The 24,448-nt window shown below is 68.0% G+C and carries 23 protein-coding genes and 1 pseudogene; 12 read left to right on the plus strand and 12 right to left on the minus strand.

Going from position 1 to position 24,448, the window contains the following annotated elements:
• Positions 1-13: 13 nt before the first annotated feature.
• Positions 14-568, minus strand: a complete 555-nt coding sequence (locus tag ACTWJ9_RS14895) for a helix-turn-helix domain-containing protein (RefSeq protein ID WP_202281140.1) — start codon at positions 566-568, stop codon at positions 14-16.
• Positions 569-870: 302 nt separating this feature from the next.
• Between ACTWJ9_RS14895 and ACTWJ9_RS14900 the strand changes: the two genes are divergently transcribed.
• From ACTWJ9_RS14900 to ACTWJ9_RS14920, 5 genes are all read left to right on the plus strand, one after another.
• Entirely contained in the window at positions 871-2,358 is a 1,488-nt protein-coding gene (locus ACTWJ9_RS14900) for a DnaB-like helicase N-terminal domain-containing protein (protein WP_055609970.1), read from the plus strand.
• 394 nt (positions 2,359-2,752) lie between these two features.
• Entirely contained in the window at positions 2,753-3,970 is a 1,218-nt protein-coding gene (locus tag ACTWJ9_RS14905) for a hypothetical protein (RefSeq protein ID WP_443295888.1), read from the plus strand.
• A gap of 47 nt (positions 3,971-4,017) precedes the next feature.
• Complete coding sequence (locus ACTWJ9_RS14910) at positions 4,018-4,644, plus strand: mobilization protein (RefSeq protein ID WP_443295826.1); 627 nt, start codon at positions 4,018-4,020, stop codon at positions 4,642-4,644.
• Positions 4,641-6,374 carry a relaxase/mobilization nuclease domain-containing protein gene (locus ACTWJ9_RS14915; RefSeq protein WP_443295827.1) on the plus strand — a complete coding sequence of 578 codons (1,734 nt, stop codon included), beginning with the start codon at positions 4,641-4,643 and terminating at the stop codon, positions 6,372-6,374. Before ACTWJ9_RS14910 ends, ACTWJ9_RS14915 begins: the two co-directional genes overlap by 4 nt.
• Before the next feature lie 357 nt (positions 6,375-6,731).
• A complete protein-coding gene (locus ACTWJ9_RS14920; protein WP_443295828.1) occupies positions 6,732-7,589 on the plus strand; it encodes a hypothetical protein in 858 nt (285 codons plus the stop codon).
• Here ACTWJ9_RS14920 and ACTWJ9_RS14925 read toward each other — a convergent pair.
• The 5 genes from ACTWJ9_RS14925 to ACTWJ9_RS14945 all read right to left on the minus strand — a co-directional run bounded on the left by ACTWJ9_RS14925 (position 7,577) and on the right by ACTWJ9_RS14945 (position 10,773).
• The gene (locus tag ACTWJ9_RS14925; RefSeq protein WP_443295829.1) at positions 7,577-8,434 is read right to left on the minus strand and encodes an aldo/keto reductase; all 858 of its coding nucleotides are present in this window, start codon (positions 8,432-8,434) and stop codon (positions 7,577-7,579) included. The two genes, ACTWJ9_RS14920 and ACTWJ9_RS14925, sit on opposite strands and share 13 nt — an antisense overlap.
• Positions 8,368-9,564 (minus strand): JmjC domain-containing protein, encoded by a 1,197-nt coding sequence (locus ACTWJ9_RS14930; RefSeq protein ID WP_443295830.1) that lies wholly within the window; start codon positions 9,562-9,564, stop codon positions 8,368-8,370. Before ACTWJ9_RS14930 ends, ACTWJ9_RS14925 begins: the two co-directional genes overlap by 67 nt.
• A gap of 85 nt (positions 9,565-9,649) precedes the next feature.
• Positions 9,650-9,817 (minus strand): hypothetical protein, encoded by a 168-nt coding sequence (locus ACTWJ9_RS14935; RefSeq protein WP_198668281.1) that lies wholly within the window; start codon positions 9,815-9,817, stop codon positions 9,650-9,652.
• 126 nt (positions 9,818-9,943) lie between these two features.
• Positions 9,944-10,237: a hypothetical protein gene (locus tag ACTWJ9_RS14940; RefSeq protein ID WP_443295831.1), complete on the minus strand. Its 294-nt coding sequence runs from the start codon at positions 10,235-10,237 to the stop codon at positions 9,944-9,946.
• Between the two features lie 44 nt (positions 10,238-10,281).
• Positions 10,282-10,773: an ATP-binding protein gene (locus ACTWJ9_RS14945; RefSeq protein WP_443295832.1), complete on the minus strand. Its 492-nt coding sequence runs from the start codon at positions 10,771-10,773 to the stop codon at positions 10,282-10,284.
• Between the two features lie 256 nt (positions 10,774-11,029).
• Between ACTWJ9_RS14945 and ACTWJ9_RS14950 the strand changes: the two genes are divergently transcribed.
• From ACTWJ9_RS14950 to ACTWJ9_RS14960, 3 genes are all read left to right on the plus strand, one after another.
• Entirely contained in the window at positions 11,030-12,373 is a 1,344-nt protein-coding gene (locus ACTWJ9_RS14950) for a transcriptional regulator (RefSeq protein WP_443295833.1), read from the plus strand.
• Positions 12,374-12,446: 73 nt separating this feature from the next.
• Positions 12,447-13,622 (plus strand): serine hydrolase domain-containing protein, encoded by a 1,176-nt coding sequence (locus ACTWJ9_RS14955; protein WP_443295834.1) that lies wholly within the window; start codon positions 12,447-12,449, stop codon positions 13,620-13,622.
• Positions 13,623-14,285: 663 nt separating this feature from the next.
• A complete protein-coding gene (locus tag ACTWJ9_RS14960; protein ID WP_443295835.1) occupies positions 14,286-15,560 on the plus strand; it encodes a DNA cytosine methyltransferase in 1,275 nt (424 codons plus the stop codon).
• A gap of 24 nt (positions 15,561-15,584) precedes the next feature.
• On the opposite strand, the gene ACTWJ9_RS14965 is transcribed toward ACTWJ9_RS14960, so the two are convergent.
• Entirely contained in the window at positions 15,585-16,085 is a 501-nt protein-coding gene (locus tag ACTWJ9_RS14965; protein ID WP_079060871.1) for a very short patch repair endonuclease, read from the minus strand.
• Positions 16,082-17,044, minus strand: a complete 963-nt coding sequence (locus ACTWJ9_RS14970; protein WP_386535960.1) for a NaeI family type II restriction endonuclease — start codon at positions 17,042-17,044, stop codon at positions 16,082-16,084. Before ACTWJ9_RS14970 ends, ACTWJ9_RS14965 begins: the two co-directional genes overlap by 4 nt.
• 70 nt (positions 17,045-17,114) lie before the next feature.
• Here ACTWJ9_RS14970 and ACTWJ9_RS14975 point away from each other — a divergent pair, with 70 nt between their 5' ends.
• The gene (locus ACTWJ9_RS14975) at positions 17,115-17,303 is read left to right on the plus strand and encodes a hypothetical protein (RefSeq protein WP_040906548.1); all 189 of its coding nucleotides are present in this window, start codon (positions 17,115-17,117) and stop codon (positions 17,301-17,303) included.
• Between the two features lie 9 nt (positions 17,304-17,312).
• Here ACTWJ9_RS14975 and ACTWJ9_RS14980 read toward each other — a convergent pair whose 3' ends face one another.
• The 3 genes from ACTWJ9_RS14980 to ACTWJ9_RS14990 form a co-directional block, all read right to left on the minus strand.
• A complete protein-coding gene (locus tag ACTWJ9_RS14980; RefSeq protein WP_386535956.1) occupies positions 17,313-19,139 on the minus strand; it encodes a DEAD/DEAH box helicase in 1,827 nt (608 codons plus the stop codon).
• The gene (locus ACTWJ9_RS14985; protein ID WP_443295836.1) at positions 19,140-20,555 is read right to left on the minus strand and encodes a transcriptional regulator; all 1,416 of its coding nucleotides are present in this window, start codon (positions 20,553-20,555) and stop codon (positions 19,140-19,142) included.
• Between the two features lie 61 nt (positions 20,556-20,616).
• On the minus strand, positions 20,617-21,306 hold the full coding sequence (locus tag ACTWJ9_RS14990; RefSeq protein ID WP_386535950.1) for an HNH endonuclease: 690 nt from the start codon (positions 21,304-21,306) through the stop codon (positions 20,617-20,619).
• A 494-nt stretch (positions 21,307-21,800) separates the two neighbouring features.
• On the opposite strand from ACTWJ9_RS14990, the gene ACTWJ9_RS14995 reads away from it, so the two are divergent.
• Positions 21,801-22,259, plus strand: coding sequence for a hypothetical protein (locus ACTWJ9_RS14995; protein WP_443295837.1), 459 nt, complete (start codon positions 21,801-21,803; stop codon positions 22,257-22,259).
• 189 nt (positions 22,260-22,448) lie between these two features.
• The gene (locus tag ACTWJ9_RS15000; RefSeq protein WP_040906552.1) at positions 22,449-22,697 is read left to right on the plus strand and encodes a hypothetical protein; all 249 of its coding nucleotides are present in this window, start codon (positions 22,449-22,451) and stop codon (positions 22,695-22,697) included.
• Positions 22,698-23,025: 328 nt separating this feature from the next.
• Here ACTWJ9_RS15000 and ACTWJ9_RS15005 read toward each other — a convergent pair.
• Positions 23,026-23,289: pseudogene (locus tag ACTWJ9_RS15005) on the minus strand (site-specific integrase); the annotation flags it as partial.
• A 512-nt stretch (positions 23,290-23,801) separates the two neighbouring features.
• Between ACTWJ9_RS15005 and ACTWJ9_RS15010 the strand changes: the two are divergent.
• Positions 23,802-24,227, plus strand: coding sequence for a hypothetical protein (locus tag ACTWJ9_RS15010; RefSeq protein WP_443295838.1), 426 nt, complete (start codon positions 23,802-23,804; stop codon positions 24,225-24,227).
• Positions 24,228-24,448 lie beyond the last annotated feature (221 nt).

Consider the following 24,448-nt stretch of genomic DNA (forward strand, 5'->3'; position numbering starts at 1 on the left):
TGGAAGCGGGAGGCTATGCCTCGTCGGAGGTGTCGGCCTCGCCGTGGTGCGCGGCGGTCGGCGGTCCGTACGCCTTCAGCAGATGCTTGGCGGACTCCTCGGCCATGGCGTTGGAGACCATCACGTCCGCTTCCTCGCGGATGTCGGGGTGCTCGGCGAGGTAGGCGTCCAGGGCGTCGCGCGCCTGGGTGTAGGCGGCGTTGGCGTGCTGGGTCTCGCGGAAGGCGTCCACGACGGCGTCGATGAGCTCCATGGCTCGGGCCTGGGCGGCGAGCTGGGGCGGGCCGACGAGGTTGCGCAGGTCGATGCCGAAGACCTCGGCGAAGCCGATGGCCTCGTCGAGGTTGATGCGGCGCTTGCCGTTCTCGATGCGCCAGACCGCCGATGGGTTCATCTCGAAGCCGGCCTCGTTCAGGCGGTCGGACAGGGCGTTGGTGCTCCAGCCGCGCGCCTCGCGCTCAAGCTTGATGCGCACGGCGACGTTCGCCTCGCCGCTGAGCAGCACGCCCTGTGGGGCGTCTTCATCTGCCACAGCCACCTCCTTCCGTTCGTAGCGAGTCACTGCCATTTGCAGCAACCTCTGAACAGTAGCATGCTTCCTGCGAGATGCAGAACACTTCTGCAATCGGCAATTCGTGTGGCATGGTGGTAGCCCCACCCCCCACCAGCCCGAGGAACCCCCGCGACCCGCCCCGCGTAGCACCGCATGCAAAAAGCCCCCGGCTGTCACCGGGGGCCAAGCGCAAACCTCTCAACCGCCATCCCTAGCGATCGACCCGCGTGGCCGGGATTGCCGTCCCGTATGGCCCGCGAGCAGAGGAGCTGATGCCCAGTATGACCGATGCCCAACCGAATACGCCATCCCGCTCCATGGACATCCACGCGTCAGCGCCGGAAGGGCCCACACAGCCTTTCAACGTGGAGGCCGAGCGCGCGGTGCTCGGCGCCTGCATGCACCACAGCGACGTCATCGACGCGGTGCGGCCCGTCCTGGGCGACGACGCCTTCTACCGGCCCGCGCACGAGACGGTCTGGCGGGCACTGCTCGCCCAGCACCGCGAGGGCAGGCCGACCGACCCGATCGTCCTGACCGAGCTGCTCCAGGAGCAGGGCGATCTGCAGCGTGTCGGCGGCCCCGCCTACCTGCACCAGCTCGCCGACGCGCTCTACGGCACCGGCAACGCGGAGTACCACGCGGAGATCATCCGCAAGAAGGCCGACCTGCGCCGGCTGCTGGCCTCCGCCGTACGCACCGTCCAGCGCGCCCAGGAGCCCGGCGCCGATCCTGACGAGATACGCAGCGACATCGAGGCGACGGTGCGTGCCGAACGCGAGCGCGCGCTCGCCTCGGGTCAAGGCCGCCTGTCTCGCTTCGCCGTCGACGGATGGTGCTTCGTCAAGGAGACCGGGGCCGACACCGAACCCCTGTGGGGGACCCGCGACAAGACCGTTTGGGCATCGGGCGAGAGCCTCATGATCGTCGGCGCTCCCGGCGTCGGTAAGACCACCCTGGCCCACCAGGTCGTCTTCGCGCGCCTCGGCCTCCAGGAGACGGTCCTGGAGATGCCGGTCGCGCCCAGCAGGCGGGTGCTCTACCTGGCCATGGACCGCCCCAAGCAGATCGCCAAGGCCATGGACCGCCGTGTCTTCCCCACCGACGAGAAGATTCTGCGGGACCGGCTCGTCGTCTGGCAGGGCCCGCTGCCCGCCAGCCTGGACAAGGAGCCCGACCTCCTCGCCGACCTCGCCACCGCCCACCGGGCCGACACCATCGTGATCGACAGCCTCAAGGACGCGGTCAGCACGATGGTCGACGACAGCCTCGCGGTCGCCTTCCACAACGCCCGCAACCGCGCGCTGCGCAACGGCGTGGAGATCATGGAGCTGCACCACCAGCGCAAGGCCACCGCCGACGCCCCACGCGGTCAGCGCCCCAGCCTGGACCAGGTCTACGGCTCCACCTGGTACGTCTCCGGCGCGGGCAGCGTCCTGTTCGTCACCGGCAAGGCCGGCGACCCCGCCGTCACCCTCCACCACCTCAAGACCCCCACCGGGGAGATCGGCCCGCTGGATGTCACCCACGACCACGTGCGCGGCACCACCACGGTCGACCCCAGCAAGGACCCCGCCGTCCTGCTCCGCAACGCCCCGAACGGGCTGAGCGCCCGTGACCTGGCAGCGGTCCTGATCGGCGGAGGCGACCCCGACCGCGCCGACGTGGAGAAGGCACGACGCCACCTGGCCCGCCTCGTCGACAGCGGCCTGGCCACCAAGGCCGACGGCATCGCCGGAGGAGCCGGAGGCGGACAGCAGACCCGCTACTACGCCTCCGCCCGCCACCTCACCGCCGTCGGCTGAGCTCCCGCAGGCCCACGCGAAGCGATCACGCGACCGTACACGCGGCCCGCACGCGAACACCCCGCAGTGAACCGCTCACAGCGCACACGCTCACCGCAAAACCGCAGGTCAAGCGATCACGCGAGCGTCCATGCCGTACACGCGCCCGAGCGATCACGCGCGGGGCCCCCCTTAGAAGGGGGCCCGCGTGTACGCCCCCTCCGTGAACGCCCCTCACTACCGCCCCACAAGCCCCACCGCACCCCTGGAGAGACCTGACTTGCCCTCCCCCGCCTCGACAGCCCAGGCCACGGAACACGGCAGTGCCTCGCTCCTGCCGGACTGGGCTGCCTCGCCTGCACTGACAGCGGTGCTGCTCGTCCTGCTCGTGCTACTCGCCCTGTTCACCGGGTGGATGATCCGCCAGCAGCGCCGGCAGCCGCCCGGCGCCAACAGGTGGCGCGGGACCGTCGCAGTGCGCGTCGCTGCCGTGGCCGCGATCGGCTGCACCGCCTACAGCGCGGACACCAGCTGGCGGTTCGCCGCCGACTACCTCGACATGGGCAGCACCGCCGAGCGCGTCGCGATGTTCGCCGTCGCCGAGCTGGCCCTGTTCGCCACCGCGCTGATGGCGCGCCAGAACCTGAACGGCCCGAAGCAGGCACCCGGCCTGCCCGGCACCCTCACCTGGGTCATCACCGCCGTCCAGATCCTGCCCGCCTACGCCGAGTCCGGGCTGGTCGGCGGCACGGTGCGCGCCTTCGTCGGCCCGGTCATGGCCGCGATGCTGTGGCACCTGGCCATGGGCATCGAGCTGCGCCACCGCACCCCCGACGCCGCCTCACGCAGCCTGGCCGCCGTCCTCGTCCGCCAGGCACGCGAACGCCTGCTGGCCCGACTGGGCATCGCCGACCAGGACGCGGATGCCGCCCGGCTCATCCGCGAGCGCGCGCTGAGCGAATCCGTCGCCCTGATCCTCCGCGCCGAGGCGATGACCGACCGGCAGCGCGGCAGGCGACGGGGACGACGCCTGGCAGAGCGCCTGCACCAGGCCCTGGAACAGGCCGACGTCGACGGTGATCCACTCCAGGACGAACTGCTGCTGCGCAAGCTCGCCACCCGCAAGCAGGCCCTCGACCTCGCGTCTGTCACGCTGCCGCCGCGCTGGCACGCCCCGGCCTCGTACACCGCCCGTGGATCCGGGCACAACAGTCTGGGCACCGCCCGCCTGGAACCAGCGCCACGGGCAGGGGACGCTGCCCGCCCGCATTCATCAGACCCGGGCGACGACGAGGTGCCCCCAGCTGCCCGCCTTGCGCCAGGACTGCCCACACGGGCAGCAACCGAAGACTGCCCGCCGCTCACGGGCAACACCTCGGGCAGCGCTCCGGGCAGGCCCAAGCGAAAACCGGCTGCCCCGAAGAAACACGAGGCCCGTAAATCTCGCGCCTCCGACGAGGTCATCCTCAGCTTCACCCACCGCATGTACGAGGAGACCGGCAGCGTCGGACGCGACCGGGTCGAGAACGCCCTGCGCGCCGCCGGCTACACCGTCTCCAGCGACGACGTCGGACGGATCGTCCGCGAGTTCAAGGCCCAACTCAAGGCCGCAGCCAGCGATCAACCCCGCTGATCCCCACAGCTTCAGCGCTCCCAACCACGCCCCGACACGGAGGAACAATGCACACCCCGCACCACCACGACCCCACCACCCACGAGGACCTCCTGCCGACCACCCCTGCCCCAGGCGGAGCAAGTTGGAGGTCCGGACACTCCCCCGTTGGGGGAGCGCCCGAACCCGACCCCGCCCCGGGGGCGGCGGGGCCCGACCGGCGCCAGGGGGCACCGGACGGAAACGCTGCGACCGAGGGCGGATCGCAGCCGGGCAGGGCCGGCCACAAGGGCAAGTCCAAGACGGGGAAGTCGCGCCCGCGCGACAAGAAGCAGCGTCCCGCCCACAGCGTCCGCCTCAACGAACACGAACTCGCCAACATCCAGGCCGGCGCCGAGCACGTCGGCATGAGCGTGGCCGGATTCCTCGCCTACTCCGCCCTTGCCGCGGCCCGTGACCAGTCCCGCACCGCGGCCGCCATCGCCACCGAGCGCGATGTCCTGACCGCGCTGTTCGGCGTACGCCGCCAGCTCGGCTGGGCCGGCAGCAACGTCAACCAGATCGCCAAGGCCCTCAACTCCGATGCTGACGCACCGCACTTCGCCGCCGCTCTCACCGACCTGCGACGCGCCGCGCAGGCCGTCCAACGGGCGGCCGACAGGATCACCAACCGGCGGGAGGATCAGGCGGCTTGATCCCCCGGATCCACCAGCAGGGCAGCAACACCCTCGGCCTCCTGCACTACCTGTACGGCAGGGGCACCCACGAGGAACACATCGACCCCCACCTGGTCGCCTCCTTCGACGGCATGACCCCCGACCCCGGCCGCGACCCCTCGGTGACGAAGAAGGACCTCCAGCACCTCCTCGACCAGCCCCTGGCCCTCCTCGGCTCCGGGCAGCGCCCGGACAAGCACGTCTGGCACTGCTCCGTGCGCGCCGCCCCTGGCGACCCGATCCTGTCCGACGGGCAGTGGGCCGAGATCGCCCGCCGCATGGTCGCCGCCACAGGCATCGACCCCGGCGACGGCGCCGGCTGCCGATGGGCCGCCGTCCGCCACGCCGACGACCACATCCACATCATCGCCACCCTCATCCGCGAGGACGGCCGCCGCCCCAACCACCACCGCTCCGGCAAACGCGCCCAGACCGAGGCCCGCCTCATCGAAGCCGAGTACGGCCTGCACCGTGTCACCCCTGGTGACGGCACCGCCGCCAAGCGGCCCACCAGCGCCGAACGCCACAAGGCCGAGCGCCAGGGCCGCGAGCGCACCGTGCGGGAGGAGCTGCGCGAAACCGTCCGCCGCGCAGTGGCCGGCGCCGCCACCGAGACCGAGTTCTTCGACCGGCTCAAGGCCGCCGGGCTTCTGGTCCGCACCAGCGTGCTGCCCTCCGGTGACCTGCGCGGCTATACCGTCGCGATGCCCGGCGATCGCAACAAGGACGACGAACCGGTCTTCTACGCAGGCTCGACGCTCGCCCCCGACCTGTCCCTGCCCCGCATCCTGGACCGCTTCAACACAGCTGCCGTCGCGTCGGCGCCGGGCAGCACCGGCCGCCAGGACCATGGGGCCGCACAGCAGCCAGCGCCGTCCGCCGCACGGCGCACCGCCACACACGCGGCATGGGCGGCCCTGCTCGTCATCGACCACGGCGACGACGGCGCCGCGGCAGCGCAGATCGCCGCCACCGGCGAGGTCCTCGACGCCCTCGCCAAGACCTCCGCCCTCCACACCCGCCAGCAGCTACGCGAAGCGGCCTGGGCGTTCGAACGGGCCTCCCGCTCCCACACCCGAGCAGAGTTCTGCCACAGCCAGCAGCTGCGACGCGCAGCCCGGGACCTGGTCCGTAGCGGCCCGGCACTCGGCCGGGGCGAGGACGGCGCCACCACCGCCATGGTGATCGACACGCTCTTCTTCCTCGCCCTCGCCGCCACACACTGGCACGCCCAGCGCCAGCACGCCCAGCAAGCCGCAGCCGCACGGCAGGCCGCCACCCACCTCCAGGCCGCGTACGCCGCGGCCAGCGAGGAATCGATGGCCCGCCTGCGAGCCCAGGGCCTGCGCCTGGCCCAGCCCGTACGCGACTGGTCCGCCGCCCTTCTGCGCACCACCGCGCCACAGATCGCCGAGCGGGTGCTCGGCGAACCGGGCTGGTCCGCCCTGGCAGCCACCATCACGCACGCCTACCAGGCCGGCCATGACCCACAAGCGCTGCTGCACGAAGCCGTCGCCCAACGTGAACTGCACACCGCCGAGTCCGTCAGCGACGTCCTCGTCTGGCGTCTGCGACGCATGGCCGATCTGCCCGCCAACGTGACGGTGATCTCCCAGCACAGCACCCGGGCCACGGACTCACTGCCCTACGCTGCCCCGCTCGGACCCGTCTCCATCGCCGTCGACCAGCACCGCCGACACCGCAGGTAATCACCAGCAACCGCGGGGCCGTTCACCGCAAGGAACGGCCCCGCGGGAAAGACAAACACAAGCTGGTCCCCTCCAGTCGGCTACCGGTGCCCTACGGTCACGTCGACCCCTCACGCGAACAAGGCCGGTCTCCAGTCCACCCACCGCACAACCCGGACTACAGGGACGGCCTGGTCGATAACCGTGACGACGTCTTCGGGGACGCCGGGGCAGAACTGGCGGTAGTACCTAGTGGTTCCGGTGAACAGGCTCATGTGGGCCGCCGTCCTGTGAGGTGCTGGATGGATGTAGCTGACGGTTGCCGCCGGTTCCTCGTGTCGGACTGCCTCCCGCCGCCCCGCTGCTACGGTCGCGTGCATGACGCTCTCGGTCTCCACGGGTCAGGCTGTTGACCTACGGGTGCAGCCGGTTGACGAGGTTCTTGATCGCGTCGCGCGGTCTCTCCAGGTGCGCCTGCTCCCGGATACGGTGGTGCGCAAACGCCGGTCTGTGGGAGCCCGGACAGACCGCGATACCTGGGTCCGGGTCGAGCGGCGCTCGCCTGACAAGATCGCCGATCAAGGGTGGAACGGCACCGAGTGTGCCGCCCGTCTGGAAGGCGTCGCCCAGCCGACATGGCAGGGATGTGTGGTCTGGCGGGACGCGGATGGACCGGTGATGTGGCGGGCCGACGAAACCAGCCTCCTGCCGGCCGCTCCCGTCGGAAGCGCCGTCTTGAGCGAAGCCCCGGAACTGCCGGATGAGTGGTGGGAGGCGTTGAACGCCTCGCTGGACGCGCTGGCGGCTCATAGGACGAGGCGGACCGCCACACCGGACACCGACACCATCACCCAGGAACTGGTCACCGAGTCCATTCGCGGTGTCTTCCCCGGCGACTTCGATACGACCGTCCAGCAATGGGTGCCGGCCCATGCGGACCTGAACTGGGCCAACCTGACTGCTCCGGTGTTCAACCTCTTCGACTGGGAGGACTGGGGAAACGCACCGCAGGGGCTGGACTCCGCATCACTTTGGGCGAGTTCGCTTGCCGTCCCCGCTCTGGCCGATCGCGTACGGCAGGAGCGCCGACGCGACTTCGAGAGCCGGGACGGCAAGCTGATGACGTTGTTCGTCTGCTCGAAGATCCTCGGACCGTACGCGCATCCGGAGGACCCTCGGCTGGAACCCGCGCGACGCATGGCCGAGCAGGTCATCGAGGAGCTTCAGGCGGGCTGACCCCGTGAGCGGTCACGAAGGAGTCTCCGGTACTCCTGGATGGTCCGCTCCTCGACCTCGCCGGTCAGGGCGCCGACGAGCTCGCCCAGATGGGCGGGTTCGTCGGCGCCCACCGCAACGGAGCCAACCCGCGGGAGGTGATAGGCCGCCCGGAAGGCTGCCTGCACGCGGGAGAGCCGACTGCTGTCCCGTAGGAAGACGCGCGGGTCGATCCTGGCCCACACCGGGGCGCTGGTGCTGCCTCCGAAGGGGCTCATCCCCCACACCGCACCGTCGCCCAGGTCCCATGCCTTGATGAGGGCGTCCGCGGCATCGAGCGTTCCGACTCCGACCAGCAGGCCGGCGCGGAGCATGAGGGCCGACGGCCTCGGTGCGGTCGGGTCGATCAGGTTCAGCAGCGGTGACGGGTCCCAGGACGCGACGCCCCAGGCGGCGCACAGCCCCTTCGCCGCAGCGTCGTCGAGGACGGTGCACGCCTGCGCCAGTACGTCCCGGTCACGAGGGGCGGCCTCACGGAGCGAGTGTTCCGGGTTGTGTAGGAACACCAGGTCGGGCTCCCGCCCGAGGTCCTCGGCCGCCTGTTCCACAGCCGCGTGCAGCCGTACGGGATCCAGGCAGTGCTCCCCGCCGTTCCGCCCCGGGAAGTATCCGACCTTCGTGGAGACCGTGAACTTCGGCAGCAGATCACCGGCTGTCCGCGCCAGGATCCGATGCGAGCGGAAGCCGAGGTAGTTGGTGCTGGTGTCGAGTGCGGTGACACCGAGATCAAGCGCTCCGGTCAGGAGACGGCGTTCGTGACGAGACCGGTGTAGCCCGAGGACAACTCGGGTGTCAGCACCGCGCACAGCTCCTCCTTCACCAGGATCTCGGCCAGCTCCGTTACTTCGGCCCCGACGGCGGCCGCGGCCGACTCCAGCGGGACCGGCCTGCCGCTCAGCAGCGTCCGCAGCGCGGGCAGGGCCTTGGCCGTGAGGGTGAGCTTCTTCCCTGCGGCCACCACGTCGACGGTCGCCCCGTTCTCCAGGACCCGGGGAGGGAAGTGAGTGGTGCACACCACGCCATCGAGGGGCCCGAGAATGTCGAGGAACGGCACGTGGCGCGGCAGCGCCGTCTCCTGCTCGTACGCGGCCAGGAAGTCGGCTGGAGACCGTTCGCCGACCAGCATTGCGGCGGCCGTGGTCAGGGCCTCGCTGTCGGGCTCGTGCCAGCGGTCCAGGTCGTGCCGGAAGATCTCGTGTCCGCGGCACCAGTCGGCCAGCCAGGCGAGCCAGCTCGCTCCCGTGCGTTTGGTGATGCCGAACGTGACGTGAAGGCTCTTTCCCGAGCCGCTGCCAGTCCGGGTCGCCTGATGCCAGTGCCCTCGGGGGATGTGCATGACGTCGCCGGTCTTCAGGAGGCCGGACCAGATGATCTCGTCGCTCGGGGTGTTGTTGGGGTCGGAGTCCCGGTACATGGGGACCTTGCGCGAAGTCGAGCGCACCTCCCACTCCTTCTCGCCCGCGAGCTGCACGATCACGACATCGTGGTCGTCCCAGTGCAGGGGGAAGCCGTCGGCGTCGTTCGTCGTCAGGTACGCGTTGACCTGCACGCGCTCATGGGACCACCACTGCAGCGCCCGGCACGCGACCTCCATCGTCGGATCGAAGACGTTGGCCTGGTCGAGGATGAGCGTCGCACCTTCCCGCAGGAGCCTTCCGAGGCTGCGCATGTTGACCATGGGGATGCTCTGGCCCCGGGGGCTGACGCTGTCGGTGTAGTAGACGGCCGGGTGCGCCTCCTCGCCCTTCTGGAAGCACCGGAACTGCGGGCGGTTGAGGCTCCTGCGCATCGCGATGTCGAGCAGGCGGTTCGGAGTCAGAAGGCGGGAGACGAGTGCGGGGTCGTCCATGCTCCCCCGTACGAAGCTCTTGCCCAGCTCCTCCGCTCCGCTCCACCCGAGCGCTGTCTCGATAGCGCTGATCAATCGATGTTCCATCGCTGCGTCCTCCATGGGTTCGACCACGTGATGCGGGCACGGTGGGGCCGGCACGGCCAGTCGTGCCGGCCCCACCGCTTGGTGCCTACTCGCTGTCGTGCAGGTTGCCGTCGCCTCCCGGCCACGGCGCGTCGCCGGAACTTCCGGCGTTGTCGGACCGGAGGCTGTCGTACCGGTCGTGGACGGCGGTCAGCTCCTCCACCGCCACCAGGAGGCCGCTTTGGGCCGGAGGTGGTGTCGTGCGCTCTGCCACCTCGTGCTCCTTCCTCTTCGGTTCTCCCGCCGGGGCTCCGGCGGGAGGTCGTGACCGCCCCACGGCCGTGGGAGAAGTGGATTTCCGTGGGGCGGCGGTCATTGGATGACGCGATGAGCCGCAGCGCTACACCGGCGGCCGGGCAGCCCGGCCGTTCATCGGCAGGACGTCCGCGTCCTGGCGCATGCTGGCCTCCAGGACGCGCTGGTCCAGTTCGTACAGACACGCGCGGCAGGCGTAGAGGGCCGCGTGCATACCGCTCGACCGGACGGGACCGATCCACGTCACCTCGACGTCGTCACGTCCGCACCACAGCCAGCACTCACCACGCGAGTGCCATTCATGGCGGTCCCACAGGGCGTAAGCAGTGGGCTCCCCTGTGACGGGGTCGATGTCGCGGCGGGTGGGCCGGAACACCACATCAGGACCAGAAGGCGGAGCCGCTCGTACTGCGTGCCGTCCCATCACGCGACTGCCAGAACGAGCGACTTGGACTCGGCTACGACTCCACGCTTCGGCCGCAACGCGAATAACTTGCGCAGAACGGCAGCTCGGATGGCAGGCGCCGCCGTAGGAAGCACGATCTCCGCCCATACGCGCTTCCCATGGTCGGAGGGCTCCCAGGTACACCGCGCCGCGAGAAGGCCGACCAGCGCCAGGCCGCGCCCGCTCTCGTCGTCGGCCTGAGCACAACCCATCTGCGGGGCGGATGGGTTGCCGTCAAGGACGTCGATCACCAAGCGACCGGGCCGGTGGTACAACGTGACGGTGACCGGCCCCGCCCCATGGACTACGGCGTTGGTGATGAGCTCGGAGGCGACGAGGCGAACGGCGTCAGCTGCCTCCTCATCCAGCGGCACACCCCACGTGCGCACTTTGTCGACGACTACGCGCCGGGCGAGGGGCACTTCCCTTTCCGTACCCGCGAGGACGAACCGATGGACGAGCGTGGGCATGGCGGACGCCTCCGAAGAGCTGGAGAGCGGCTCCACCCCTGACAGGGACACGGGAATGGAACCGCCGATCTGAGGAGCCGTTACGAGAGCGAGCACCCTGGGCGTGCTCCATGGACGGCTGATACTCAGTCAACGGCGCCAGCACGCACGTCGGAACGTTTCTAGGGGGTTTCTCCTGGGGCGCCCTCCCCATACACGGACACGAGAAGTAACCTCCCAACTACGCCGTGGGGGGGGGGATGACGGGAGTGATGACGTGCCTGGTGAGCCGTTAGCAGTTCATCCGCTGAGCTTCGTCCTCCAGACGCGCGGGTGGGGGAAGGCCGAATTCGCCCGGCTCATGCAGAAGCACGGGAGGTCGCTCGGGACCCCCCTGGCGACCAACCGGACGACCGTATGGAAGTGGGAGCAGGGGCAGGAGCCGGATGCGGATGCCCAGCGTGTCCTCGCCGACTTGCTGCGCGTCCCGGACGAACAGGTGCGCGCGGAAGGATGGCCCCGGTGGCTCCCGGTCTGGGAGGTGACGGGGCTCACCGCTCCGTGGACCGAGGCCGGTACGGTCGAGGCGTTGTCCGATCTGGTGGGAAGTGGCCGCATGGACCGCCGGGGCTTTCTCACCATTACCGGCGCCGCCTTGACGGGGATCGCGGCGAGCTGGGTGGACGCGCCCTCCGCCTTCGCCTCGGCGCTCAACGGCGATCGGGTCACAGACACGATGGTCTCGACGATCGAGCAGCGCATCAGCACCCTCCGTACACTCGACGACCAGCTCGGAGGCGCTCGGCTTCTGGAGCAGGCACGCGGCGATCTCGCCCTGGTCACTGGTCTCCTCAGCGCCGGCCGGTACACGGACAGGATCCGCGTCCGCTTGTACGCGCTGGCGGCCCGGGTGTCGCACCTGACCGGCTGGATGGCCTACGACGCTGGTCTGCGATCCGCCGGCCAGAGCTACTACGTTGGTGCCCTGCGCAGCGCCCGTACCGCTGGGGACGACGCCTTTGGCGCCTTCATCCTCGCGGAGATGGGAGTTCATGTCTCCGAGGCCGGACGCACCGCCGAGCGGGTCGACCTCATCTCGACCGCCATCGACAATGCTCCCCGTTCGCTGTCACCCTGTACCCAGTCCTTCCTCTACCTGCACAAGGCCGAGGCGCTGTCACGCGACGGCGACCACCGCAAGGGCGACACGGCGCTCAACCGTGCCGCTTCCCTCTGGGAGCGCCATGCAGCGGAGGAGAACCCGGATTGGCTCGACTGGTTCGGTGAGGCGCAGTTGAGGTCGACCGAGGGCAAGGTCCTGTTGCGCTCTGGGCAAGTGGAGCGCGCGACGAGTTCCCTGCAGACCTCCGTGGAAAGCGCGGCTCCCCGGGACAAGGCCGTACGGTCCAGCCGCCTGGCTGAGGCACGGCTCGTCGGCGGTGACCTGGAGGGAGCGCTGGACGCCGCGAACTACGGCGCCGGACTCCTGGAGGACAGTGTCAGCTCCGTACGGGCTCTGGACCGCCTGAAGGAGTTCTCTGCGCGGCTCGAACCGCACAAGTCCGTCCCTTCTGTCCGCGAGTTCCGCGAGCGCCTACAGGAACTGCCCGTTGCCGTCTGACAGGCACCGCCTTGGACGCCGAGGACAAGCCCGCCTCGCCGGAGAGGGCAGCCAAACTGCCAGGATGAATGGCATGACGACGATCGGCGGTGAGGTGGCGCCCGGGTTCGAACCGGTGCGTGAGGCATTCGCGGCGAACTTCGCCCAACATGGGGACATCGGTGCGGCGGTATGCGTGTACCAGTACGGCCAGCCGGTGGTGGACCTGTGGGGCGGCGTCGCCGACCCCGAAACCGGTCGTCCGTGGACACGGGACACGCTGCAACTGGTCTACTCGGCGACCAAGGGAGCGACCGCAACCGCGGCGCACATGCTGGCCCAACGCGGCGCACTGGACCTGGACGCGCCGGTGGCGAAGTACTGGCCGGAGTTCGCCGCGAACGGCAAGGCGGACATCCTGGTGCGCTGGCTCCTGTCCCACCAAGCCGGCTTGGTCGCGCTGGATCAACCAGTGCCGCTGAAGGAGGCGTTGTCCTGGCAGCCGATGGCGGCCGCACTGGCCGCCCAGCGCCCTCTTTGGACTCCGGGCACGGCGCACGGGTACCACGGACGGACCTGGGGCTGGCTGATCGGCGAAGTGATCCGCCGGGTGTCCGGCCGCACACCGGGCCGCTTCTTCGCCGCCGAGATCGCGGCCCCCCTCGGGCTGGACTTCTTCATCGGCTTGCCGGCGGGTGAACGCGACCGGGTCAGCCGCATGGTGTACCAGCGGCCGGACGTCGACCTCACCACCGTGCCCGCCGAGTCGCTTCCCGAGGAACTCCGCGAACTGGTCGCTGCCTGGCGCGACCCGGACTCATTCAGCAACAGGGCGTACGCGGTCACCGACCCCGCCGAGATCGGCTTCGACTCACCGGAGGTGCAGGCCGCGGAACTCCCGGCCTCCAATGGCATCGGCACCGCGCGCGCACTTGCGCGCATGTACGCCGCGCTGATCGGCGAGGTGGACGGCGTGCGCCTACTCGCCCCAGCAACCCTGGCGTCGGCGACCAGGGAACAGGCCGGCGGGAAGGACCAGGTGATGCTGATCCCGAGCCGCTTCAGCGCCGGATACATGCTGCCCACCGAGGCCAACCCCATGACCGGCCCGAACGCCTTCGGCCACACCGGCCGAGGCGGCTCGCTCGGCTTCGCCGACCCGGAACGCGGCATCGCCTTCGGCTACGTGATGAACCACATCATCGGAGGACCCGACGATGTGCGTGCGACGTCACTGGTCGACGCAGTGCGGAGGTCGCTAGGTAAATGATCAGGGCCGGAACTGGGACACCGACTCAGTCCAATCCCAGCAGCTAGGGTCCTATCGCCGGTATGCGGGGCGGGAAGCCTCAATGGGGCCGCCTCACTGCAAGGTGGACGTGCCACTCTGCCGCTGAGCACGGGTATCCATCTGTATGGCTACTCTGTGCGACGGGTTTCCGGGGTCAGTAGCTGGCACTGCAGCGGACGCCGATAAGAGCTGCTTGCAGCAGCGGACCGCCAAGACGTACGCAGGAGCAGGTATCCAGGTAACGACGCGGCCAGGCGCGGAGCGAGGCAAAGGTTGCTCGGCTTCTCGATGTTCGACAGCAGTCAAAGCCCGGATTGAGCCGTGCCCGCGCGCGCTCATGCCTGGAAGCAGTATCGGACTGCTTCCAGGCAACGCAGCCAGGGACGACTCAGGTGTGAGGTGGTCCTCTGTTTCTTTCGTGTGAGGCGGCAGGAAGGCCAGGATCCACAGGGTTCCGGCCCTCTAGACTGGGGCTTCTCACTGGTCGCGTTCGCGGTCAGCTGTACATGCCCGTCTCAGTGGACTTGCTGACTCCTTCCTGGGATGTTCGTACGCAGAGACGGACTCGCTAACGTGTTCGAGTCCGGCCTGCCGCGAGTGCAACCGAGCGTGCGGCGGGCGGTGCGCACGTATGGAGGACGAATGACGGATCTGCAGGCTGTCGAGATCTGCGCAGGTGCGGGCGGGCAGGCCCTCGGGTTGGAGCGCGCTGGGTTCGGGCACGCCCTGGCCGTGGAGCTCGACACGCATGCCGTCGCCACACTGCGCAGGAATCGGCCAGACTGGGATGTGCGGCAAGGCGATGTGGCCGATCCGGAGGTGTGGGAGCCCGAGAAGTTCGGCGGCGTGGACCTAATCGCCGGCGGCGTGCCCTGCCCGCCCTTCACCATTGCCGGCAAGCAGCTGGGGGCGACTGACGAGCGCGATCTCTTCGCTTGGGCCGTGCGTCTAGCCGAGAGGGCCAAGCCCAAGGCACTTCTTCTGGAGAACGTCCGCGGACTCAGCGCCAATCGCTTCACGGCCTATCGGCAGAACGTCCTCGACACCCTGCAGAGCGCTGGCTACATCGCCCAGTGGGAGCTCCTCCACGCCGCCGATTTCGGCGTGCCGCAGCTGCGCCCGCGTTTCGTACTCGTAGCGCTACTCCCTGAATACGCTGAATACTTCGCCTGGCCCGAACCGCTGCCTGGCAAGCGCCCGACGGTGGGCGAAACCCTGCGTGGCCTGATGGGTGCCAGGGGCTGGGAGGGCGCTGAAAGCTGGGCCGAAAAGGCCAACGACATCGCTCCCACAATCGTCGGAGGATCGAAGAAGCACGGTGGAGCCGATCTGGGCCCTACGCGCGCCAAGGCAGCCTGGGCGAAGCTGGGGGTGGACGCCCTCGGAGTCAGCGACCATGCCCCAGAACCTGGCTGGGAGCCGGCCGAAGGCAAGCCAGGACCGAAGCTGACCGTCGAGATGGTCGCCCGGATCCAGGGCTGGAAGCCCGAAGACAAGTGGGTATTCGAGGGCCGGAAGACCAGTACATACCGACAGGTAGGCAATGCCTTCCCGCCGCCGGTTGCGGAAGCAGTAGGCCGATCCATCGCGCGAGCGCTGCGGAAGGAAGGGCCCCGCACCGAGCTGGTGGAGACCACAGAGGTAGTCCATGATCCCGTCTACAAGCTACTTCGGGGGATGGAGCGCCCCATCGGCGTCGACCAGATCATCAGCCGATTGGAGAAGGCGGGGCAGCGCATGTCAGAGCCGGAAGTCGAACGGCACATTGCCCACCTCGAGCGCGACTTCGTGATCCAGAGGGTGAAGCGCTCCAGCGGCGCCCTCGGCTACAAGCTCGGCGAGTTCAAGGCATTCGTCGGACAGGAGGGCCACCAGCGGCATGAGCTCTTCTCCCTGAACCAGGCGAAGATCAGCTGACGGCTACCACTCGCAAGACGGCGGTCAGGGGGCCTTCCTGCCACGCTTGGCAGCTGCGGCCTCCTGCCGCCGGACGGTCACTGCCTCAATGACGGTACTGGCACACGCCTCTGGCTCGAGGTGCTCCCAGAAGCGGAGCACTAGCCAGCCAGCCTCCGCAAGGCGGTCGTCCGTGTCCCGGTCACGCTTGATGTTCCGGCCGATCTTGTCCTCCCAGTACGGCCGGTTCGTCTTGGGCATCACGAAGTGCTCCGGGCAGCCGTGCCAGAAGCAGCCGTCGATGAAGACGGCCACCTTCACTGGGCGGAAGACCATGTCGGCCGTACGGCGCATCTTCGGAAGCGGCTTGGCGGCCACGCGGTAGCGGAGTCCCGCAGCGTGTACGAGCGAGCGGAGGAGCAGCTCGGGTGCGGTGTCGCGGTTCCGGTTTCCGAGCATGCTCCGCCGGTTCGCTGCCGACGAGGCCCACGAACCCTCGGGGGGCTCCCATTGCGGGAGAGCCCCCGCTGCTTCCTGCTTGCTCATATCTCCGGCAGCTTCGGTACTGATTCCTCTGGGTCATCGGGCCCGGCTAGGACCCACTCCCGTCCGTCGAGCGCCACTCGCGGAGCTGCACCATGCTCAGGCCGCGCCTCCGCGAGCCGCGCACTCACCGACTCCCCTGGACCAGGCACTGGCAGTGCGAGCGTTTCAGCGATCCGGCCGTGGCTGGAGTAGTGGCCCAGGATAACGATGCCGCGGGGTTGGAGCCGCGAACGCGACCCTCCGTTGTAGCGGACCCGCTTCATGTAGTCCTCCTGCATAGCCACGGTCGCGACGACCGTCCGGCTGACCCGTCGGCCTTGGGCGCGCAGGAAGAGCTCGTCCACCCTCCGCTGCCCGCTCTTGTGGGAGAAGATCGCGTCGATGTCCGCCTTGGACAACCGCAGCAGCATGTTCTCCTGGAGCGGAGCGCGGACGAACAGCCACCTCACGGCCTGACGCCCCGCTGCATTCAGCGTCTTCTTGGCATCGCGGTTGCCGCCGCTGTTCAGCCGGTCAGGCAGGGCACGCACCAGGCCAGCGGACCAGCTCGACCGCTCGTCGCTGGCCCAAACCACGAGCAGCAGGTGGCCGAGCGCTTCCGGGGGGATCATCCAGGCGCCCAGGGTCTGGGAGTACTTGCAGTCGACGTCGGTTCCGGCGATCGAGTAGTCCATGTCGCGGCCGTCGGCGAACCCGAATTCGCGCTGCAGGTTGATCTCGATCAGCGTGCCGAGGTGCGCCTTCTCCGTCTTGTACAGCTGACCCCAGCGGTAGCGGCCTGTGTGCTGGCCGTCCAGCAGCATGTCGATGCTCCGCCGGACCGCTGCGGCCATCCTGCGGCCGTCCGGATCGGCCGCAAGGAGGTACCGCGTTACAGCAGCCAGCTCGGGATCTGCCTCATTGCCGTCGTCACCGAGAAGCCACAGCGGCGCCTGCGTACTCGTTCCGTCACCATCCACGGCGGGACTCTATCCGTGCTGCGGGCAGGCAGGGCAGCCCCATCCGCCACAGCAGTGGCACACTTCGGCTGTGATTCGGGAACCAGCTGAGCTCAGCATCGACGAAGACGGGAAGGTCTCGCTGCCTATCGGACTCCTGGCGGAGGCCGGCCTTGGCACCGGGGCCCGCATCATGGCGTTCAGCGACGGGGACGGCCGCATCGTGCTCCAACGGGAGGCAGATGCCTTGGAGAAGCTGCTGCAGGACGGGACTCTGTGAGCTGAACTCCTACGGCGCGCCCGTTTCAAGATGCTCGAGGACGGCCCGCATATCGGCCGCGTCCATCCCTGCGGCAACAGGGGCTTCTTCCTCCGGATCGCTGAGCTCGCGCACTGCCGAGTCGTCCAGGATCCTGCCCATGAATTCCAGCTTCTTCGCCAGCCTCATAGCGACGATCTCGTCGACCGTGCCCGCGGCTGCGAGCACGGTGATCCTGGTCTCGACGTCAGGACTCAGCCCGAGGCGGTGGATGCGGTCCAGGCTCTGCAGAAAGCGGCCGGCCTGGAAATCGCGATCGATGTAGACCGCATCATGGCAGTCCTGGTGCAGGCTGATGCCCTCGCCGAGGGTCGCAGGGTTCGAGATGAGGACGTAGCAATCAGGATCCTCCCTGAACCGGCGGAGCTCTGCCTCTCGATCCTGGGTGCCACCGTGGACCGCAGCGGGCTGGAAGGGCGCCAGCAGCCGCTGCAAAGAGGTGATGCTGCGGACGAAGCTCGCCCAGACCAGGGTCTTCCGCCCCAGTGAGGCATTCTCCGCAACGATGGCCAAGGCTTCCTTGTACTTGGGTGGCACCTCGTACTCCGGAAGGCGGTGGAGGAGTTCCGATAGAGGGGCGTTCTCCGCAGCCTGCAATGGCGGGACGCGGAACTCGAGAGGCTCGTACCGAGTGGACCCGCCCACCAGAAGGGCAGGGCTGGTCGCAGCCATCAACATGCGCAGCACCGCTTTGCCGAGAGCCTGGAAGTCCATGCGGTCGGCAGCGGCCCTCGCAGAGACCTTGCCTCCGGCCTTGAGAGCCTCGTAGATCTCTTCGTGCAGAGGCGGCATCACCAGCCGCCGCAGTCGGAGCTCTACCGGCGGCAGCCCCAGCTCTGCTTTCGTCGTGCGCGTAAACATGGGCCTCAGCACCTGGCTCGCATAGGCGAGGTCGCCGCCGTCGACGGCCTGGGTCACTACCCTGCGCCCGTGGCCTGGCCACACGAAGGACAGGAGGTTCTCCAAGTCCTTGGCACCGTTCGGCGCCGGTGTGCCGCTGAGGATCATCCGAACGCGGCTGAGCGGACCGAGTGCGAGGCAGGCTGCGCCCCAGACGCCGGCACCCCCCAACTTCATCCGGTGGGCTTCGTCGACGATAAGCATTGCGGGAGCTGCTCTGAGCCAATCGGAGAGCGCAGGCAGCGCCCCGTGGAGGCGCTCGTAGTTGACGATGAGGAGGTCGGCAGAAGGTGGAGCACCCTTGTCCATCACATGCACCTGGAGCGGCTCAGCAAAGCACGCATCGGCTTCGTACCGCCACGCTTCGAAAGCCGACCTCGGGCTGACCACGAGGATCCGAGATACCTCGCCCCGCTCCCTCAGCGCTGAGAAGACGGCCAGGGAGACCCGGGTCTTCCCAGCTCCGGGCACGCTGAAGTTGGCCCCGTTACCCATCGAGAGCAGCCGGGCCGTGTCTCGCAGCTGGAACGGGGCCAGAGGGGCTTTCCAGCCTGCCCCGAGCAGAGCGGGAGTTTGGTCGGCAGTGACGGCGTCCTCACCGACCTCACCGCTGAGCAGCCTCTCGGCCGCGTCAGCGGTGTCGAGCATCTCCGTGACAAGACGCCGGAAGTCGTCCTCCCAGACAACGCTTTCCGGTTCAGGCCAGGAAGCCAACGCGCTGATGCTCGCAAGGAAGCTGTCTACGGGGACTGCGGCCGACAACCGGTCTGTCATCCGTCCGCTGGGAAAGTTGGCGATCATCTGCCCGAGAGCACTGCGGCAGGTCGGCACCGTCCTCAGTGACGCCTGCGTACGTGTGATGTCGAACCCGATCGTCAGACTGGGCTCGCCAGCCATCTAGCGAGCCCTCCCAAGGGTCTCGATGAGCCAGGTCACCCCGTCACCGGGATCCTGCACAGTGCGCTTGGCTTCAAGCGCAAGCTTCTGCAGCTTCTTCCGGAGATCGGTGACGGCATCGTCGAAGGCATCCTCGTCAAGGCTGCTCTGAGCCCGGGACATGACCAGATCCGTGACGCACTGCTCAATGTCCCTGCCGGCATCGGCAAGGCGGGCGGGCGCTGCCTGCTTGCGCTTCTGAATGCGCGCATCACGGCCGGCAAGTGAGATGGCCTCATCCATCGCCTCACGCAGCTTTTTCGCCTCCTTCTGCGCTTCATCGGCAGCATCCTGCGCAACAGATCCGCCAGGCTGCATAGCGACCCGCAGGCGCAGGACGGTGTCGGTCAGCGATTTGGCCGTACTGAGGTCGGCAGAGGGGCCCTTAACCGCTCTGCCCAAACCCGGGATGGCGGTACTCGCAGCAGGCTCGGCCGGTGCACTGTCCTCAGGAAGCACCTTCGACAGGTAGCGTTTGTTGAAGTCGTGGTCGATGAAGCGCACGTCAGTCTTGGCAAAGCCGAACAGCATGGCAGCCAGACGGTTCTCTAGCAGCAGCTCGGCCTTCTCCGGGTTCGTCGCGTACTGCTTGACGTAGGCACGGTGGAGTTCGCGAAACTTCTCTGCCTGTTCCTCGAACGCCACCAGAGACAGATGGCCGCCAGCCGACCGGCTGCGTTCGATCAGCGACTCGATGTTCGCCAGCACCCACTGATCCTGTCGGCACCGCTCCGCAGTTGTACGGAAGGTCGAGGCGATCACCGCCAAGGGCGTCCCTCGGTCAACGAGTTCCTGCACCGCAAGGAGCCGGTTGATGTACGAGTAGGCGCGACGGTGCTCCTTGCGCAGCTGCAGGGACAGCTCGATTGCCGCGATGTCCTGCCAGTCGCAGCTCTCCGGCAGGACGGCCACGCGCATCTCGTGCGTGGGGCCGTACAACTGCACCAGACCTGCGCGGCGGGTGTTGCCGTTGACGAGGATGCCCTCGCGGGTAATCAGGCCGGGATCTGTCTGGCCGTACTCCTTCAGGCTGGCGACCAGTTCGTCGAACTCCGGGTCCGTCCTTGCCGGATCCGCGGGAAGTACCTGCAGCAGCCGGCCCAAGTACGCCTGGCTCTCGCTGCTCCAGGGATCGTCAGCCAGTGCCGCCGCCTGCTTGGGGTCGTGGCTGGACTGTGCGCGGATGCGATGGGTGGCAGGGTTGTAGTAGAGGTTCCCCGCCGGCATCTGAATGACTTCCAGGTGCTCAGGCTGCCCGCGCCACTCCACCGTCAGCGACTCGCGAGGACCGCTGCCGGCCTCGACTTCCCGCAAACGAGACCGGACCAGCGCGCGGTTCTCCTCAGCAATCGGCGGCAGACCGTAGTCCTGTGCCATTTCCTTGTTCCTGCTTCCCTACGTCTCGTTGTCCAGGGGCCTCTGTGTGCTGAGACCGGCTTCAGGTAGCACCAAGCTGCGAGCGCAGCTGCGTTCGCGACTCTTCAGGCAGGGAGCGGTAAGCACTCCAGAGCCAATCCAGCGCGGTGAACTCCCGCTGGTCGTCATCCAACCAGCCCTCCAGGACGCGGCGATCCGAAGGGCTGAGCGCCGCCGCTGCCCTGACGACCTCGCCAAGATCCGCCACTAGCGCACGGCCGCCGACTCTGCACCGCCGGCACTCAGTGACCAACTCCGTCGTCCGGCCTCCACCGGGCTTGACGACTTCTCTCCGAGCGATGTCGAGCTTGGCGGCTTCGTCTGTGCCGTCGTACAGCTCGCCGGGTGTGATACCGCAGGAGCGGCACATGTTCCCGTCCCTCGCCAGAACCTCCCGCCGCCGTCCGGCGCCGATGGCTGCAGTGCCGGCCCTGCGTGTTGCCCGGCCAGGCAACCAGACCGGATCGCCCTGCTCGACGAAGCGCTGCTCGTGCGAGTCCAGCGTCGCGTCCTCGCGGTTCGTGTCGATTCGCCACCCGAAGTCCCGCAGGTCCCTCATGCGGCGGTCGACCTGCGAGACGCCGGGGAAGGCGGCACGGAGCTGCTCTTTGGTGAACGTCTTGCCTACTCCGACCTCGGACACGAGCCACAGCGCAGCACGCTTCATCGTCCCTAGGCCGGGATCCAGCCAAGAGGGCAGGGGTGCTTCCATTCGAGCCAAACCTCCTCGGGAGGGCAGTGAAAGGCGCCATACAACCACCCATTACTAGCACAGAAAGTGCTATCGATTCCAGTGATCAGACATCTTTACAACCCCAGTAAAGACGGCCATCCGAATTGCCCGGAATGCGACGTTTCAGCCACTTCGACCCCTCGTTGAAAATAGTCCGCCCGATGACCGGAGAACCCGAGACCTCGCGCCCCGCGAACGGATAGGCTCAGTCCGATTGATCGTCTCCGTGCGCAGCCCCGGCAACCGGAAGGGGTCCCTTCGCTGTGCCAGCTTCAGGCCATATCGGAAGTTCCTACGCATCCGGCACCACTGGCGAGGTAAAGGAGTTCGCTGCAGCCCTACGGATCGTTATCCAGTACGTCCAGCCGGGCGCCGCCCTGCATGTCGCAGCGGAGGTCCTGCACATTTCACCATCCCAGCTATCCCACTGGCTCCACGGGCGGCGGCTTCCCGACAGGGAGGCGGTCCACCTCATGTCCGAGCTGGCACAACAGGGCGCCCACCGCATGGGAGTTGCGCTTGAACTCGGCCCCGCCGAACTCCAAGCACTGCTGTGTGCAGCCCGGCGGTCGAAGGGGCACCCTTCAGCCGACTGCACCTGTTCGGAAGGGGACCGGCGCAACGGTGCGGCATCCAGCAAAGGGGACCGGCGCAACAGTCACACCGCTTCACCGGTGGGTGCCAACCGGCTCGACACACCTCCAGACCTCCTCGGACTGCTGGCCGAAATGAAGGCCGACCAGAGGATCGCCCTGCTTGCCGACCTGGCCGCCTCATGGGAAGAATCGGAAATCGCCCACGCAGCCGACAAACTGGCACGCGCCGGGATGGAGGCGGAAATGGAGGCACTTATCCGTTACGCGAGAAGGGCGGGAAAGGATTCGACAGAGGTGGCGGTCGCCCTCGCCATGCGTCGCGTTCGGCTAGGATGATCCGCGTCGCAAATCCTCACAAGTGACAAAATGAGTCCGAGTGCGTTTTCATTCGGTTCCACTGCTCCATGCGCGCCATTGCATATCGTCAGTCACAACACGGGAAAGGCCCGGCCGCCTGGCTACCAACCTGAGCCGGTGCCTTCCCCGCGGAAACATCCCGACTAGTTCACTGATCAGGAGCTTCGTGTGAAGTGTAAGGCTGTCCTGGCACTCCTTGCCAGGAAGATCAAGGCTGCCCTGCACCGCCCTCCCCGCGTCGGCGGCGCCTCCGAAGAAGCGGGGCAGGGGTGGCCCTCGCCGCGGGCACGGCGCCGGCTGCGGTTCCTCCGCTGGGTGCTCACCGTCCAGGCGCTCAAGGGCGCGGTGTCAGCAGTAGCAGGTGTAGCAGCCCTCTGGCTGCTGCGGTCCTCCATCGATTTGATCCTGCACCTCTGACCGGAGGAGGGGCAGGAGGGCGGACTGCCGGCAGCGACAGGCGCCTGATGCTGGCGGCGGTCTTCCCGGGAGCCATCTGGGAGCCGACCCGCTCCCCAAGCCCCTCCCAAACCCTCCGAGGCCACCCCACGCCAGCCACCTGACCAGGCAAAACAGCAAGGCAGCAGGCACGAGCCGCGCCCGAACCTCATTCGGGACGAAGAGGTCGTGGGTTCAAATCCCGCCACCCCGACAGCCGAAACACCAGGTGAGGCACCTACTCAGTTGAGTAGGTGCCTCACCTGTTTCGTCTGCATGCCCATCTGCATGACCACCGGTTCCCCCGTCTCTACGGCCGCTGCGGATCAGCACCGAAGATCCCGTCCATGACCACGGCGCCGGTCTGGATCACGGGCCGGATCTGCTTCCGGTGGACCTCCTCGGTCACGGCCGTCCCGGAGTGCCCGACGAGCCGGGAGATCACTTCCAACGGGACGCCACCATCAGAGGACAGCAGGAACACAAAGCTGCCCCGGAGCTCCCGACGCGTCGACCCGTCGGCGTTGATCCCGTCGATGCCCTTGAGCGCCTGACCGAAGGCGCGGCTGACGTTAGTGGTGGCCCGGATCACCGGAGAGGCAGACCGTCAGTCCTTCGAGATCTTCAAACATATAGAGGATGTGCCTGCCGTCGTGGTGCTGGCTGAGATCACGGCCATGCCATCACGGTATGGATCTGCCTGCGCTCGGGGCCTCCGTCACGGGCGAGGTCCACTGGCACGCCCACAGCCATCAAACGTGGGGCCGGCTCGATGAGCGGCTGGCGGAGAACGAGTGATCGTCTCTGGGCCGTGCGAGGGTGCCCGAGGCCGACCGACGGCGACCGACAGTGACAGGCGTGCCACGAGCCACCGCCGGCGAACCCCCAGGCCAGGGCGCCCAGACTGATCGGGTTTCCATCCAGGGGTGGCAGTCAGACAAGATGGATGTATCTCTCCAAGCTCCTGATCGCCAGTCACGACCGCGCCTCAAGTGGCAGCAGGGGTAAGCCCATCGGGCGATTGTGAGCACTCAGCCGGCAGAGTACGTTCGCGCCCACGAACCGGTTCGACTCGGAGGGGGCGGGATGTCCGCATACGGCCGCGAGGACAGCGAGTGGGACTTGCTGGTAGAAGCTGGACGTGAGTTCCTCATTGAGCGGGCGAAGCTAGGCAAGCTCACCTCGTACACAGAGCTCAACGTCACCTTGGCCAGGCGAACCGGCTGCCATGCCTTCGACTTCGAGCGCGCCGACGAGCGAGCGGCCATGGGGCACCTCCTGGGGCTGATCGTGGAACGAGACCAGCAGATCGCCCCCTCTGACCCCCCGCTGATGCTCTCAGCTCTGGTGAACTACTTGACTGCCAACGACGCTGGGCCCGGCTTCTACCAGCTGGCTAAAGAGCTTCAGCTTCTCACCATGAGTGCGTCCAAGGGGGAGAAGGACAGCTTCTGGATCAAGCAAGTACGACGGCTCCATGAACGCCACGGGGCAAGGTCACCCCTGGCCTGAGGCGACCCACCTGCGTGTCTGACTGCGTGACAACCACGTCGAACAGGGGCGGACAAGTACGGACCGTCTGTGGACCATCGCAGCAGGTTAGAGGCACGGCAGCTCAAGGTCAGACACCTGTTCAGGTCGCTTCGGGACGAAGAGGCCGTGGGTTCGAATACCCCACCCCGACAGTGAAGTAGCAGGTCGGCCGCCTGCTCATGTGAGTAGGCAGCCAACCT

It is taken from the genome of Streptomyces sp. GDS52 (genome assembly GCF_052246875.1).
GTDB classification, from domain to species: domain Bacteria; phylum Actinomycetota; class Actinomycetes; order Streptomycetales; family Streptomycetaceae; genus Streptomyces; species Streptomyces cathayae.

Coding starts and splice junctions, on each gene's coding strand:
- ACTWJ9_RS14895 (WP_202281140.1), bottom strand. CDS start 568: ATGGCAGTGACTCGCTACGAACGGAAGGAGGTGGCTGTGGCAGATGAA.
- ACTWJ9_RS14900 (WP_055609970.1), top strand. CDS start 871: ATGGACATCCACGCGTCAGCGCCGGAAGGGCCCACACAGCCTTTCAAC.
- ACTWJ9_RS14905 (WP_443295888.1), top strand. CDS start 2,753: ATGATCCGCCAGCAGCGCCGGCAGCCGCCCGGCGCCAACAGGTGGCGC.
- ACTWJ9_RS14910 (WP_443295826.1), top strand. CDS start 4,018: ATGCACACCCCGCACCACCACGACCCCACCACCCACGAGGACCTCCTG.
- ACTWJ9_RS14920 (WP_443295828.1), top strand. CDS start 6,732: ATGACGCTCTCGGTCTCCACGGGTCAGGCTGTTGACCTACGGGTGCAG.
- ACTWJ9_RS14930 (WP_443295830.1), bottom strand. CDS start 9,564: ATGGAACATCGATTGATCAGCGCTATCGAGACAGCGCTCGGGTGGAGC.
- ACTWJ9_RS14945 (WP_443295832.1), bottom strand. CDS start 10,773: ATGCCCACGCTCGTCCATCGGTTCGTCCTCGCGGGTACGGAAAGGGAA.
- ACTWJ9_RS14955 (WP_443295834.1), top strand. CDS start 12,447: ATGACGACGATCGGCGGTGAGGTGGCGCCCGGGTTCGAACCGGTGCGT.
- ACTWJ9_RS14960 (WP_443295835.1), top strand. CDS start 14,286: ATGACGGATCTGCAGGCTGTCGAGATCTGCGCAGGTGCGGGCGGGCAG.
- ACTWJ9_RS14965 (WP_079060871.1), bottom strand. CDS start 16,085: ATGAGCAAGCAGGAAGCAGCGGGGGCTCTCCCGCAATGGGAGCCCCCC.
- ACTWJ9_RS14980 (WP_386535956.1), bottom strand. CDS start 19,139: ATGGCTGGCGAGCCCAGTCTGACGATCGGGTTCGACATCACACGTACG.
- ACTWJ9_RS14985 (WP_443295836.1), bottom strand. CDS start 20,555: ATGGCACAGGACTACGGTCTGCCGCCGATTGCTGAGGAGAACCGCGCG.
- ACTWJ9_RS14990 (WP_386535950.1), bottom strand. CDS start 21,306: ATGGAAGCACCCCTGCCCTCTTGGCTGGATCCCGGCCTAGGGACGATG.
- ACTWJ9_RS14995 (WP_443295837.1), top strand. CDS start 21,801: ATGTCCGAGCTGGCACAACAGGGCGCCCACCGCATGGGAGTTGCGCTT.
- ACTWJ9_RS15010 (WP_443295838.1), top strand. CDS start 23,802: ATGTCCGCATACGGCCGCGAGGACAGCGAGTGGGACTTGCTGGTAGAA.